Raw genomic sequence first — 13075 nt, forward strand, 5'->3', positions numbered from 1 at the left:
GATTATAAAAAAACAACGCTATAATAAGCACTTTATTTGAATTGCACAACAAATAAATTAAACCTATCATAAGGAACTAATAATCAAATCTCTAATCATTTAATTTTAATACCGCCATAAATGCTTCCTGAGGAATCTCTACATTACCTACCTGGCGCATTCGTTTCTTTCCTTTTTTCTGCTTTTCTAATAATTTACGTTTACGAGAAATATCACCACCATAACATTTGGCTGTTACATCTTTACGAAGAGCTTTTACGGTTTCACGAGCAATAAATTTTGCTCCAATTGCTGCCTGTATTGGGATATCAAATTGTTGGCGAGGGATCAGTTCTTTTAATTTCTCACAGATCTTCTTACCTATATTATAAGCATTATCTTTATGTAATAATGCCGATAATGCATCTACAATATTTCCATTAAGTAAAACATCTACTTTTACCAGCTTAGAAGAGCGCATACCAATAGGTGTATAATCAAAAGATGCATATCCTTTTGATACTGTTTTTAAGCGATCATAAAAATCAAATACGATCTCTGCCAATGGCATATCAAAGGTAAGCTCTACTCGCTCTGTAGTCAAATAGGTTTGGTTTGTTATTTCTCCTCGTTTCTCGATACATAAAGACATTACGGATCCTACAAAATCAGATTTGGTAATAATAGAAGCTTTGATATACGGTTCTTCTACTCTGTTCATAGAAGAGGGATCCGGTAAATCAGATGGATTATTTACAATTATAATATCATCAGGATTTTTATTGGTAAACGCATGATACGACACATTGGGTACTGTAGTGATAACGGTCATGTTAAATTCACGCTCCAATCGTTCCTGAATAATCTCCATATGTAACATCCCCAGGAATCCACATCTAAAACCAAAACCTAGTGCTGCCGAACTCTCTGGTACAAACACCAAAGAAGCATCATTAAGTTGTAATTTTTCCATAGAATTACGAAGCTCTTCATAATCTTCTGTATCTACAGGATAAATCCCAGCAAATACCATAGGTTTTACATCCTCAAAACCTTCAATGGCATTTTGTGTAGGTGTTTTGGCATCTGTAATAGTATCTCCTACTTTTACTTCGCGTGCATCTTTAATACCTGTAATAAGATATCCTACATCTCCTGTTTTGATTACCTGTTTAGGTTCCTGATTTAATTTCAATGTTCCTACCTCATCAGCAGAATAGTTTTTCCCGGTAGCCACAAACTTAATCTGTTGCCCTTTTTTAATTTCACCATTAACTACCTTAAAATATGTTTCTACACCTCTAAACGAGTTATAAACCGAATCAAAAATCAGAGCCTGCAAAGGTTCTTCAGGATTTCCTTCTGGTGGAGGAACACGTTCTATAATGGCAGTAAGAATTTCTTCTATACCTATCCCTGTTTTAGCACTTGCAGGAATTACTTCTTCGGCATCACATCCCAAAAGATCTACAATATCATCGGTCACTTCTTCTGGATTAGCACTTGGTAAGTCTACTTTATTGAGTACCGGAATAATTTCCAGATCATTTTCGAGAGCCAGATATAAATTAGAAATTGTCTGCGCCTGTATACTTTGTGCTGCATCTACAATTAGTAGTGCTCCTTCACAGGCTGCAATAGAACGAGAAACTTCATAAGAAAAATCAACATGACCAGGAGTATCAATAAGATTAAGGATATACTCCTCTCCTTTGTGTTTATATTCCATCTGGATCGCATGACTCTTGATCGTAATCCCACGTTCACGCTCCAAATCCATACTATCAAGTAATTGTGCTTGCGCTTCACGAGCGGTTACTGATCCGGTAAAGTCCAATAATCGATCTGCCAGTGTACTCTTACCGTGATCAATATGTGCAATAATGCAAAAATTTCTAATATTTTTCATGTAGTCTCTCTCTTGTATACCATCAAATCAAACATAATCATTTATAAAGGTATATCAATCATTTTTAAATACCCATTATGGGTTCCATTCTTCTTTTTCAATACGTTTTGGGGCGTGACCCGTCATTACATTATGGGTCGGACTATTCGCGCTACACGGTAGCTCGCTTCTATCCCTCACGCAATTTTCATGCTCTTAATGACTTGCAAATATAATTGATTTTAGAAGCTTTATACTATCTCTCCCAGTATTTTTAGATTTCGTTCATTTCAAAAAAAATTAGACCTCACAGGTCATAGAGATCTGCGAGGTATTAAAGAATTTGTATTTTTGCCAAAAAAAAGATTCGCCGTGGCCAAGATAGGAGATATAGATGTAGGAGAATTCCCATTATTATTAGCCCCAATGGAAGATGTAAGTGATCCTCCTTTTCGTGCATTGTGCAAAGAGCAAGGTGCCGATGTAGTGTATACAGAATTTATTTCTAGTGAAGGGCTAATTCGTGACGCTGCCAAAAGTGTTATGAAGCTTGATATTTATGAAAAAGAACGTCCGGTTGGTATTCAGATTTTTGGAGCCAACCTGGATTCTATGCTTAAATCTGTTGAGATTGTAGAAGCATCGGGCCCTGATATTATTGATATTAATTTTGGGTGCCCTGTAAAAAAAGTAGTAAGCAAAGGTGCCGGAGCAGGGATTCTTAAAGATATTGATCTTATGGTTTCTCTTACCGAAGCTATGGTTAAACACACCAAATTACCCGTTACTATAAAGACACGATTGGGTTGGGACCATAACTCTATTAGAATTGTAGAAGTTGCAGAACGGCTACAGGATGTAGGAGCCAAAGCTATTTCTATTCATGGTCGTACCCGGGCACAGATGTATAAAGGTAATGCAGATTGGAAACCCATTGCCGAAGTAAAAAACAACCCGAGAATGCACATTCCTGTATTTGGTAATGGCGATGTAGATACTCCCGAGCGTGCTATGGAAATGAGAGATCAATACGGTCTTGATGGTGCTATGATTGGTCGTGCCAGTATTGGTTACCCCTGGTTTTTTGCAGCAGTAAAACACTTCTTTAAAACCGGCGAGCATTTACCACCACCAACCATAGAAGAACGAGTAAATGCAGCTCGCAGACACTTACAAATGGCAATCGATTGGAAAGGCGAAAAATTAGGTGTTTTTGAAACCCGCAGACATTACACTAATTATTTTAAAGGAATACCTCATTTTAAAGAATACCGAACCAAAATGGTAACCAGTGATCTCTCCCAGGATGTATTTGCTGCTTTTGATGAAGTGCAATCAACATTTTCTGGATTTGAATTCGTATGATTTTTTTGTTACTCCGAACTTAATTTATGAAATATTTTAGTTTACTTGTATAGTATAGTTATTCAGAAAAATACAACCGTATTACTTTAAACCCAAGAAGAGTCAACTCACTAACTTCTGATTAATTCTACTAGAAGCCAATAAAGAAGCTATAAAACCAATAATAGTAATCGTAAAAAACACTACAACAAAGCTAATTAGAGTAATACGAGTCGGATACGGTAATGAGGGCGTAATCATTAATAATCCAAATTGCTGTTGTAATATGATAACAATGAACCCTAATAATAAGCCTAATACCGTGCCTAAAACAGTCATAAGCGAACCTTGAAACAGAAATATTTTTCTAATACTCGGTAGAGAAGCCCCTACATTATAGAGTGTTTTTACATTGCTTTTCTTATCGATAATCATCATAATAATTGCTCCGGCAACATTAAACAAAGCAATAATAGCAATTAACGTGATCACCAGGTAGGAGACTAAATTCTCGGTATTTAACATTTTATACAATGTATCATTAAGCTGCATCCTGTTTTTTACAATCACATTATGATCAAAAATCTGTTGTAATCCTTTTATCACCACTTCTTCATTAGCTTGTGGTAATAGTTTAAGCTCTATATGAGTCACTTTATCTTCTGGTAATTTCAACAATTTGCGTACTAATCCTGTAGTTGCAAAAATGTATTTTTTATCAAGTTCTTCATTTACGCTATACACCCCAATATTTACAGCTTTCTCTGATCTAAATGCTTTTGAAGGATCACTGGGAATACCTTTACCTGGCTTTGGCACATAAATACTAAGCAGATTTGTATAGGCTTGCTCTACTCCCATATTAAGTTCTCTGCTAATTCCATTACCCGCAACGATCTGGAAATCATTATCGGTTAACCAATCTCCAAATACCAGTATACTATCGGTATGAATAACATTGTGATAATTAGCATCTACCCCTTTGATATAGGACATCTTTTGTTTACCCACAAACTCTAAGAAAACACGTTCTTCTACTATTTCAGAAAAATGAGCAACTCCTTCAAGTTTAGCTAGCTTTTCTTTTTGAGTATCGGTGAATGTAAATGTCTTTCCGCTTGACGGAAAAATCTTAAGATCGGGATCAAAATATGAAGAAAATTGAAGGCTAAAATCCTTAAGCCCCGCAAATCCTGATAACACAAGAAATAATGCCATTGCTCCTATAACCACGCCAGTTGCAGCAATAATTGTAATAATATTAATGGCGTTGCTACTACCAGGAGAAAACAAGTATCGCTTTGCGATGTAGTATGAAAAATTCAAATCCTTATGATGAGCATTAGATGTGTATGAAATTTTAATTCTGCAATAAAGATAAGAGAAAAGAAAATTCTATTTCTTCTACTTTCTATGATTTTTCTATTTGTAAGGACCGCTAAAGATTACTTCTTTTTACGTTTTTCGAGAAGTTCGGGATTATTTATAGGATCTTCTTTACCCTTTACAGCTTCTTCTATATTAGAAATATACTCAAGAGAATCATCAATAAAATAGGATAACTCTGGCATACGGCGTAACTGATTTTTGGTGCGCTGCGCTACCTGATGTTTTATTTGTGATTTTACCTGGTTTACTTCTTTTAATACTCTTTCTCCTTCCTGATGCGGGAAGACGCTCATATATACTTTTGCAATAGAAAGATCTGTAGTTACGCTTACTTTGGTAACGGAAACCAAAATCCCCTGTACTCCCGCTTCACGTAATGCAAGTTGTATCACATCGGCTACATCGCGTTGTAATACTCCTCCAATTTTTTTCTGTCTGTTTGTTTCCATGGTGCAAAAGTACAATTTATATGTATTTTTGCGACATAGTGATAAAAGTATATTATGAACCACATCAATAAAATAGAACACCTGGGTATTGCAGTCAAAGATATTGAGCAAGCAAATACATTATACGAGAAACTTTTGGGAGTTGCTCCTTATAAGCAAGAGGCCGTAGAAAGCGAAGCTGTAATCACTTCTTTTTTTAAGGTTGGAGATAGTAAAATAGAATTACTGGCCAGTACCCGAGAGGATGGACCCATCGGAAAATTTATTGCCAAAAAAGGAGAAGGTATTCATCACATCGCTTTTGATGTCGATAATATCGAATTAGAACTGGATCGATTAGAAAAAGAAGGGTTTCAATTAATCAATAAGGTACCTAAACCTGGCGCTGATAATAAATTAGTTGCTTTTTTACATCCTAAAAGTACAAATGGGGTCTTAATAGAGTTATGCCAGGAAAAACCTATTGATCAGGTTATTACAAAATAAATTTTATCGTTTTTATAGCTCTTTTTTCCTTTTTTAAAGAAGAATCAAAGCCTTTATACGGCTTAAGAATAAAAGACAATTAAAATAATAGAAAAAAATGTTGGCGCGTTTATATCAAATCCTTAAATTTGCCCTCCGTTTTAGGTCCCATAGCTCAGCTGGTTAGAGCACCTGACTCATAATCAGGGGGTCCTTGGTTCGAGCCCAAGTGGGACCACCTAGTTAAAAAGCTGTTTCTTGTATTAGAAACAGCTTTTTTTGTTCACTCAAGATACTACATCGTTATTTTAATCCAATTTCGATATCAAAATCACATTACACTAATTTCATCTCCCACAGCAATAGTATAATCTTTGCTATCAATAAGCTTAAGATATCTTCCAAACCAGATTTTTCGCTCTGATAATCGATATTGTGATAAGGTTTTTAAAGGTTCTTCACCTTTTTCTCCCGTTTCTTGATTTACCGTTGTTACTGTACACCGAGCACATGATTTGGTGATTTCGAAAGTAGTCTCGTTAATTTTAATCTTTTTCCATTGATCTTCAATAAACGGGCTTCCTCCTGTAAAAACAATATTGGGTCTAAATCTGTTCATTTTAATAGGAGAAGGCAACTTACTATTTAAATCATCCAAAGAACTATCTCCTATAATCAAGTACTGAGCACCATCCTGAAAAAGAATTCGTGCCTCATTATTTTGCTTAACCCATCTTTTTTCGGTACTCGATTGCCGAACCAGGTATACTTGTTTTCCTAAAAGGTCCGAAAACCATTCATTCACCACCTGTTCTTCTTTTATAGCCTCTACTTTTTCTTTAAAAACAGAAACCAAAATTGGTTCTTTTAACGTTGGATTCTCTAGCTTAATCTCAATAGTGCTTTCTTTATAGGTAACCAATAATGAATCCTGTGATAATGCTACCTGAAACAATGCCAATTTAGGTTCTTCTCGTTGGGTAATATGTTTTCCGTTTTTATCGGCCAGCATCCAATACCGGTCATACTCAAAACCTGTTTCGGATAAAGTAGCACTTTGTAATTCAATTCTGCCCAGTGATTTAACCGGGTACACATATAATTCTGAGATTTTTAGCATCTTTTTGCTTTTAATATTTGTTGTCTATCGATTTAGAAACAGTATTATTTTGTAAAGTTCAGCTTTTCTTTTTAGTAAACCCAAATAATAACAGGCCAATAATTACCACACCTCCTCCTATTAGTTGCTCGGCATACAAAGTTTCCCCAAAAGGAAATGCAAGTAACACCGTAAAAAACGGAATAAGATTCATAAACAAAGTCGAGGTTGTTGCTCCCAATTTAACGACACAGAAATAAAATGCAGTATATGCGATTCCGGTTCCTAGTATCCCCATAAATAAGATACTACTCCAAAAAGATATATCGGCAGGAACATCGGTTGTTATAAATTCTGGTAGTGAAAAAACCGCAAACAAAACAAAGGCCATGAGCGAAGTAATCGTGGTCATCACAACAGCATCTACATGAGGAAGGTATTTACTTACAATGACCTGAGAAAGCGAAAATACAATAGCCATACCCATGATATAAACATCTCCAATTTCGAACTGCAATTCTGCCAGCTTCCCAAAATCTCCTTTTACCAAAATAATGGCCACTCCAAAAAAGCTAATCGCAATAGCAATCCATTGTATTAATTTCACTTTTTTTCTTTGCAATAAAAAAGTGAAAACAGCAGTAATTGCCGGGCTAGTTGCAATAATAAGAGATCCATTTACAGCACTGGTAGTTTTTAGGCCTAGATTAAAAAAGTATATGGTTAAAAAGATTCCGAAAAAGGAAGTAAGAAACATATACCACCATTCTTTTGCAGAAAATCTGAGTTTGAATAATGAATTACCAAACCTTATATACACAAGAAGAAATAACGAGAGAACTCCAAAGAAAAATCGCAAAGCAGCCACACTTACAGGAGAATAAAACTCTAAAGTTATTTTTACCACATGAAAATTAGCTGCCCAAAAAAGCATGGTTAGTATTAAAAACAGAAACGTAATTATTTTAGTCATTATAGATATATATTATTTATGGTTCGGTTCATTAAGAAGTTTTTTAATCTGAAATCATCCTTTATTTTAAAAAACAAACGTTTCAAAATGTTGCACTTCTTCTTCAAATTCAAGAAGAAAATCCTTATCTCTATCATAATATTTCGCTTTGGCATAGTTTTCTCCAGCGAAAGTTTTAATACTCTCATAATCTTTCCATTTGGTCACTGTCCATAAATGGCAGATATCATCTTCAAATCTTCTTAAAATTTCTACACCTAGTATTCCATCAACAGATTTATAATCTGCAACACCACTTTCTATTAAGTATCGCAAATATTCCTCGGCATCTTCGGCATTAATTTTCCCATGCCATTTTCTTGTAACTATACTCGATTTACAATTCATACTACTAAAATTAATTACACTGGTGCAAATATAAGATAATATTTTTACTACCAAAACTTGTTTTACTGGTTATAATTATTTTACTTTGCACCATGAATAATGTAGAACATATACAAAACAGCCTTTTAGACGGAGGAAATCTATCTCTCAATTTTATCAATACGATTAAAGACAGACTGGTTGCAGATCCTATAGACTACCTTACCGGGAAAGAGGAATGGATTACCTGGTTAAAACACGTTGATATTTTAGAAAATGAAACATCAAACTTTGATGAAGCTAGTTTTAATCTAAAGGAAGTTATAAGGAAAAGAGAATTTTTGCATCGTGTATTTCAAGGACTTGTTTTTCAAAGAGAAATCAAAGAAAAAGACCTTAAATGTTTTGACACACTTTTACAAAAAATCAGAAGATCCACTAAAATTTTTGTAGTAGACAATAAGCCTCAAGAACACTTGGAGATAGACCCAAATGATCTAAATAGCTATATCTTAAAAATTGGAAAAGCAGCTCACGAACTATTGATGTCTGAAGAAATAGACCGAGTAAAAGAGTGTGGCAATTGCGGATGGATTTACTTTGATTCTAGTAAAAACAGATGTAGAAAATGGTGCAATATGGATACTTGTGGTAACGAGGTAAAAGCCAGAAAGTATTATGAAAGTAAAAAAAATAAAGTATAAAACCATATAAAAATGAAAAACAGAAAAAATGTTTCATCTGGTAGCCCATGGGAAGATATCGTAGGGTATTCTAGAGCCGTAAAAGTAGGGAATATCATCGAGGTTTCTGGTACTACTGCTACCGGTAAAGATGGTAATATTATCGGTATAGACAATCCTTATCTTCAGACCAAAACAATTATAGAAACTGCTAAAAATGTTCTAGAAGAGATGGGGTATAGCTTAGACAATGTTATACGAACAAGAATTTATACTACAGATATATCTCAATGGGAAGCTATAGGAAAAGCACATGGAGAATATTTTGGCACCATAAAACCCACTACCGCAATGGTAGAAATAGCCAAACTAATTAATCCTGATATGCTAGTAGAAATAGAATTTACTGCTATAGTGGATTAATTATAGGAAAATGAATTAAAAATTATTACTAATCTTTAAATACTTATAGTTATGAATTGTAATGTAGAATGTTTACCAAATGATTGTTCAGAAGTAAGAGAAAGGAGTACTATCAAAATTTCTACTCAATCTATTACTGATTGGTTAAAAACCTTTAGTATCCCGGGAGCCGAAGATGCCTCGAGGTTTAAATAACATCTATTTCAATAATCTGTATGATATGAAATAGACCACACAAATCATCTTAATTTATAAAAAAAGAGATCAAATAGATGGTCAAAAATTAGAGATCATGAATCTGCCGAGTCATTATATTTTAGAGATCCTGATAAAAAATTTAACTGAAACAAGTATTTATGAAAGATAAAATCTACAGCTCAAAAACTCTATTATACAGGTCAGAAATGATGGCAGCATACAAGAAAGAGATCTCACTACCATATCTGTCGGATTTTGATATAGTATTAACTTCAGATCAAGCCTATCAGATTCAGAAACATTTGGTGCAGGAAGCATCAGAAAATGATGCTATTATTGCTTACGAAGCAGGTATGACTTCTAAAGGTTCTCAGAAAAAATTTGGTGCAACTCAACCACTTGCGGCAGCACGATTTGCTTCTGGACTTTATTTCGACACTACAGAAATTAAACTCTCTGAATTTCAAAATCCAATTCTCGAAACAGAAATCGGTTACCGAATGAAATCAGCAATCACAAAAAAAGTAACCTTAGGTAGCGTAAAAGAATTGGTAAAAGAAATTATACCTATGATCGAAATCCCGGATATTAAACATCCAGATATGTCCAGGTTAACTCAGAAAGATATGATAGCTACCAATGGTGCTGGTGCAGTAATTATCCAAGGCAAACCAATGAATCCCAATGTAGATATTAATGAAGAAATCATAACCCTAGCATTGGGTGAAGAAGAAATTAGCAGAGGAAAAGGAAGTGACGCTATGGGAGATCAATGGACATCATTAGTATGGTTAATCAATAAGACCTTGGATCAAGGATACCCAATTACTTCAGAACATACCCTTATGACTGGTACAGTTGGACAAATAGTACCACTAACCAAAGGTTCTTATACTGCTTTATACGGATCTCTGGGAATGATCAAGTTTATAGTAGTCTAGACTAAAGAATTTCTAACACATAAAAAATGAACTGGGAAAAGTATCGTCAGGAATTTCCTGCATTAAACACCTATACATATCTAAATACTGCGGGAGGATGTCCTTTGGCAACATCGGTAAAAAATGCTGGTATTCAGTTTTATAAAGACATGGAAAAGTATGGGGATACTCCTTGGGACAAATGGATGGTTAAGATAGAGGAAACGCGTCAAAAATTAGCTCTGTCTATAAATGCAGATGTAGATGAAGTTGCATTTCTTTCGACAGCTACACAGGCCGCTAATTTGGTTTCCCGAATGCTTCCAAAAGGAGGAGTACTTATGTTACATAAAGAGTTTCCATCTACTAGTTTACCCTGGCTACACCAAAACTATCCGGTAACTTTTGTTGACTTCCCAAATGATCAGGATGAATTATATACCAATTTAAAAAAAGCAATACAACCAGATACTCATTATCTAGTTACAAGCCACACCCATTACATGACTGGTTTTAGGCATGACCTAAAAGAACTTTCGGCATTTTGCAGAGAGTATAATCTAAAACTTATACTAGACGCCACACAATCTTTTGGCTCTACACCTATTGATGTAAAAAGCGATTGTATTGATATTCTATGGTTTAGCGGATACAAATATGCACTTGCAGGATATGGAATTGCCGCTTTATATATCAATCGATCTTTTCTAAACAACATGGAAATTTCAGAGGTTGGTTGGCATAATATAGAAGATCATGGAGAGATGTGGTATGATCGTATAGCCATAAAAAAGGGAGCAGCTGCACTAGAAACAGGGCACCCACCTTTTGCCGGAATCTTTGCCCTAAATCAAGGTCTTAATATTCTAACTGAAATATCTACAGAAGCTATTCATAAGCGTTTAACAGAACTTACTGATTATTTGGTATCCTGTTTGGTTAAAAACGAAATGGAAATAACCTCACCAACATCAGAAAAATATCGATCTCCAATTGTTATAATAAAAGTAAAAGATGCCAATCAAATTGAAAAGAAGCTTATACAGCATAATATATTTGTAGGAAAACACAGCAACCGATTAAGAGTTTCTTTGAATTTCTATACTACTCAAAAAGACATTGATCACTTTATAGCGATTTTAAAAAAAATAAGAGCATGAAAAAATTCACTGTATATCAAATAGATGCTTTCACCAAAGAAAAATTTAAAGGAAATCCTGCAGGAGTTGTAATTAACGCAACAGGATTAGATGATACTCAAATGCTGGCCATCGCACGAGAATTAAACAACTCTGAAACAGCATTTATTTTTCCTTCTGATAGCAAAGACAATGATGGTGTTATACGATATTTTACACCTACAGTAGAGGTTCCTATTTGTGGTCATGCAACTATTGCTGCTATGTATGCCAAAGCCATATCCGAAAATCTTAATTCTTGCGTATTAAGGATGAAAACCAAAGTAGGTGTTTTACCATTTACTATCTATAAAAAAAATGATGATTATAAAATAGAAATGACACAGGGCCCTATCAGTTTTGAGCCACCTTTTAGTAAAGAAATTCAACATCAAATTATAGCTGCACTTGGACTAAAAAGTACCGATATAGATGAAAAATGTCCTATTCAAATTGCTTCTACAGGGCATTCTAAAGTAATGATAGGCATCAAAAACAATAAAACACTTAATGCCCTTAAGCCCAATAATAGTAGACTTAGTGAACTCAGTAAAATAATTGGATGTAATGGGTATTATGTTTTTACGTTTGATTCTACCGATAAGGATTGTTTGATCGATGGGCGCATGTTTGCTCCGGCTATAGGCATAAATGAAGACCCCGTTACTGGTAATGCTAATGGTCCTTTAGGCGCTTATTTGATTCATCATGAATTGGTTTCATATAATGGTAAAGAATTTACTTTTAAAATCAAACAAGGTGAAAAAATGAAGCGTACAGGTTATATGAATGTTCATGTGACCTGTGCACATAATCAACCAAAACAAGTACAAATTACAGGCAATGCAGTAGTTGTATTTAAAACCACAATAACCATATGAAAACAACAAAAATTCAAAAAATAGCGGCTTTCTCTTATAACAATACAGGAGGAAATCCTGCAGGTGTTGTAATAACAGATAAAATGCCGAAAGAAGAAGAAATGTTTAGCATCGCTAAAGAAGTGGGATTCTCTGAAACTGCTTTTTTACATCCCAAAGATGACGGGTGGCGTATTCGGTATTTTTCTCCTGAAATAGAAGTTGATTTTTGTGGTCATGCTACCATTGCCACAGGAGCAGGTTTGGGGCAAAGTCATGGAGAAGGAACATACAAACTGTTTTTAAACAATGGAGAAATTAGTGTTGCCGTTAAAAAAACTACAGGAAATGATTTTAAAGTAACATTGCAATCGCCCGAAACTTGGTCAAAACCAGCACCGCAATCGGTTATAGATGATGTTCTTAGTTTATTCAACCTTCCTGTTACGGCACTTCATACAGATTTCCCGATTCGATATGCTTTTGCAGGAGCCAAACACCTTATTCTTGTTGTAAACGATCGAAAAACAATAGCCGATATGAAGTATGAATTCGAAAAGACCAAAACTCTTATGCTTAAAGAAGGCCTGGTCACTATAAGTTTACTATGGTTAGACACCAATAATGTATTTCATTCCAGAAACGCATTTGCTTCAGGAGGAGTATATGAAGATCCTGCTACGGGAGCTGCCGCTGCCGCCCTAGCTGGCTATTTGCGTGATATACATTGGAAAGGAAATAATAAATTCGAAATCATCCAGGGAGAAGATATGGGATCTCCATCACGACTAATGGTAGAATATACTTCCGTTATCGGATCTAGTATAAAAATATCAGGAAGTACCCGGAATATTTAGATAG

Annotated in this window: 15 protein-coding genes and 1 tRNA gene; 10 read left to right on the plus strand and 6 right to left on the minus strand. The window is 34.8% G+C overall.

The genetic code is table 11. The features are described 5' to 3' along the window. Positions 1–91 precede the first annotated feature (91 nt). A complete protein-coding gene (gene lepA, locus NNL09_RS06515; protein ID WP_025664579.1) occupies positions 92–1888 on the minus strand; it encodes a translation elongation factor 4 in 1797 nt (598 codons plus the stop codon). 351 nt (positions 1889–2239) lie between these two features. Between lepA and dusB the strand changes: the two genes are divergently transcribed. Then, positions 2240–3232: a tRNA dihydrouridine synthase DusB gene (dusB, locus tag NNL09_RS06520; RefSeq protein ID WP_196911844.1), complete on the plus strand. Its 993-nt coding sequence runs from the start codon at positions 2240–2242 to the stop codon at positions 3230–3232. A gap of 102 nt (positions 3233–3334) precedes the next feature. Here the strand turns inward: dusB and NNL09_RS06525 are convergent, their stop codons facing one another. Together NNL09_RS06525 and rbfA are read right to left on the minus strand one after the other, a co-directional pair. Further along, the gene (locus NNL09_RS06525) at positions 3335–4537 is read right to left on the minus strand and encodes an ABC transporter permease (protein WP_196911845.1); all 1203 of its coding nucleotides are present in this window, start codon (positions 4535–4537) and stop codon (positions 3335–3337) included. 119 nt (positions 4538–4656) lie between these two features. After that, positions 4657–5049, minus strand: coding sequence for a 30S ribosome-binding factor RbfA (gene rbfA, locus NNL09_RS06530; protein WP_025664582.1), 393 nt, complete (start codon positions 5047–5049; stop codon positions 4657–4659). Between the two features lie 63 nt (positions 5050–5112). Between rbfA and mce the strand changes: the two genes are divergently transcribed. Then, entirely contained in the window at positions 5113–5535 is a 423-nt protein-coding gene (gene mce / locus NNL09_RS06535; protein ID WP_196911872.1) for a methylmalonyl-CoA epimerase, read from the plus strand. 143 nt (positions 5536–5678) lie between these two features. Then, a tRNA-Ile gene (locus NNL09_RS06540) sits at positions 5679–5752 on the plus strand. 93 nt (positions 5753–5845) lie between these two features. Here NNL09_RS06540 and NNL09_RS06545 read toward each other — a convergent pair. The 3 genes from NNL09_RS06545 to NNL09_RS06555 all read right to left on the minus strand — a co-directional run bounded on the left by NNL09_RS06545 (position 5846) and on the right by NNL09_RS06555 (position 7973). Then, on the minus strand, positions 5846–6634 hold the full coding sequence (locus NNL09_RS06545; RefSeq protein ID WP_196911846.1) for an MOSC domain-containing protein: 789 nt from the start codon (positions 6632–6634) through the stop codon (positions 5846–5848). Positions 6635–6692: 58 nt separating this feature from the next. Continuing rightward, the gene (locus tag NNL09_RS06550) at positions 6693–7586 is read right to left on the minus strand and encodes a DMT family transporter (RefSeq protein WP_081748233.1); all 894 of its coding nucleotides are present in this window, start codon (positions 7584–7586) and stop codon (positions 6693–6695) included. Between the two features lie 66 nt (positions 7587–7652). After that, entirely contained in the window at positions 7653–7973 is a 321-nt protein-coding gene (locus NNL09_RS06555; RefSeq protein WP_196911847.1) for a hypothetical protein, read from the minus strand. Between the two features lie 92 nt (positions 7974–8065). On the opposite strand from NNL09_RS06555, the gene NNL09_RS06560 reads away from it, so the two are divergent. The 7 genes from NNL09_RS06560 to NNL09_RS06590 all read left to right on the plus strand — a co-directional run bounded on the left by NNL09_RS06560 (position 8066) and on the right by NNL09_RS06590 (position 13071). Continuing rightward, positions 8066–8656, plus strand: a complete 591-nt coding sequence (locus NNL09_RS06560) for a CGNR zinc finger domain-containing protein (protein WP_196911848.1) — start codon at positions 8066–8068, stop codon at positions 8654–8656. Positions 8657–8668: 12 nt separating this feature from the next. Continuing rightward, positions 8669–9058 (plus strand): RidA family protein, encoded by a 390-nt coding sequence (locus tag NNL09_RS06565; RefSeq protein ID WP_196911849.1) that lies wholly within the window; start codon positions 8669–8671, stop codon positions 9056–9058. 51 nt (positions 9059–9109) lie between these two features. Next, the gene (locus NNL09_RS06570) at positions 9110–9253 is read left to right on the plus strand and encodes a hypothetical protein (RefSeq protein WP_160112040.1); all 144 of its coding nucleotides are present in this window, start codon (positions 9110–9112) and stop codon (positions 9251–9253) included. 161 nt (positions 9254–9414) lie between these two features. Beyond that, entirely contained in the window at positions 9415–10197 is a 783-nt protein-coding gene (locus tag NNL09_RS06575; protein WP_025664589.1) for a 2-keto-4-pentenoate hydratase, read from the plus strand. A 26-nt stretch (positions 10198–10223) separates the two neighbouring features. Next, complete coding sequence (locus NNL09_RS06580; protein WP_196911850.1) at positions 10224–11336, plus strand: aminotransferase class V-fold PLP-dependent enzyme; 1113 nt, start codon at positions 10224–10226, stop codon at positions 11334–11336. Then, positions 11333–12235 (plus strand): PhzF family isomerase, encoded by a 903-nt coding sequence (locus NNL09_RS06585; protein ID WP_196911851.1) that lies wholly within the window; start codon positions 11333–11335, stop codon positions 12233–12235. Before NNL09_RS06580 ends, NNL09_RS06585 begins: the two co-directional genes overlap by 4 nt. Continuing rightward, positions 12232–13071 carry a PhzF family phenazine biosynthesis protein gene (locus NNL09_RS06590; RefSeq protein ID WP_196911852.1) on the plus strand — a complete coding sequence of 280 codons (840 nt, stop codon included), beginning with the start codon at positions 12232–12234 and terminating at the stop codon, positions 13069–13071. The genes NNL09_RS06585 and NNL09_RS06590 overlap by 4 nt, the downstream gene beginning before the upstream one ends. Positions 13072–13075: the final 4 nt, after the last annotated feature.

Origin of the sequence: Aquimarina sp. EL_43, from assembly GCF_943422735.1 — a bacterium.
GTDB lineage: Bacteria > Bacteroidota > Bacteroidia > Flavobacteriales > Flavobacteriaceae > Aquimarina > Aquimarina megaterium.

Excerpts from the sequence above, each read along its gene's own strand:
- NNL09_RS06550 (WP_081748233.1), bottom strand. The coding sequence starts at position 7,586 with ATGACTAAAATAATTACGTTTCTGTTTTTAATACTAACCATGCTTTTT.
- NNL09_RS06565 (WP_196911849.1), top strand. The coding sequence starts at position 8,669 with ATGAAAAACAGAAAAAATGTTTCATCTGGTAGCCCATGGGAAGATATC.
- NNL09_RS06560 (WP_196911848.1), top strand. The coding sequence starts at position 8,066 with ATGAATAATGTAGAACATATACAAAACAGCCTTTTAGACGGAGGAAAT.
- NNL09_RS06585 (WP_196911851.1), top strand. The coding sequence starts at position 11,333 with ATGAAAAAATTCACTGTATATCAAATAGATGCTTTCACCAAAGAAAAA.
- NNL09_RS06575 (WP_025664589.1), top strand. The coding sequence starts at position 9,415 with ATGAAAGATAAAATCTACAGCTCAAAAACTCTATTATACAGGTCAGAA.
- NNL09_RS06545 (WP_196911846.1), bottom strand. The coding sequence starts at position 6,634 with ATGCTAAAAATCTCAGAATTATATGTGTACCCGGTTAAATCACTGGGC.
- NNL09_RS06555 (WP_196911847.1), bottom strand. The coding sequence starts at position 7,973 with ATGAATTGTAAATCGAGTATAGTTACAAGAAAATGGCATGGGAAAATT.
- NNL09_RS06570 (WP_160112040.1), top strand. The coding sequence starts at position 9,110 with ATGAATTGTAATGTAGAATGTTTACCAAATGATTGTTCAGAAGTAAGA.
- NNL09_RS06590 (WP_196911852.1), top strand. The coding sequence starts at position 12,232 with ATGAAAACAACAAAAATTCAAAAAATAGCGGCTTTCTCTTATAACAAT.
- rbfA (WP_025664582.1), bottom strand. The coding sequence starts at position 5,049 with ATGGAAACAAACAGACAGAAAAAAATTGGAGGAGTATTACAACGCGAT.
- NNL09_RS06580 (WP_196911850.1), top strand. The coding sequence starts at position 10,224 with ATGAACTGGGAAAAGTATCGTCAGGAATTTCCTGCATTAAACACCTAT.
- lepA (WP_025664579.1), bottom strand. The coding sequence starts at position 1,888 with ATGAAAAATATTAGAAATTTTTGCATTATTGCACATATTGATCACGGT.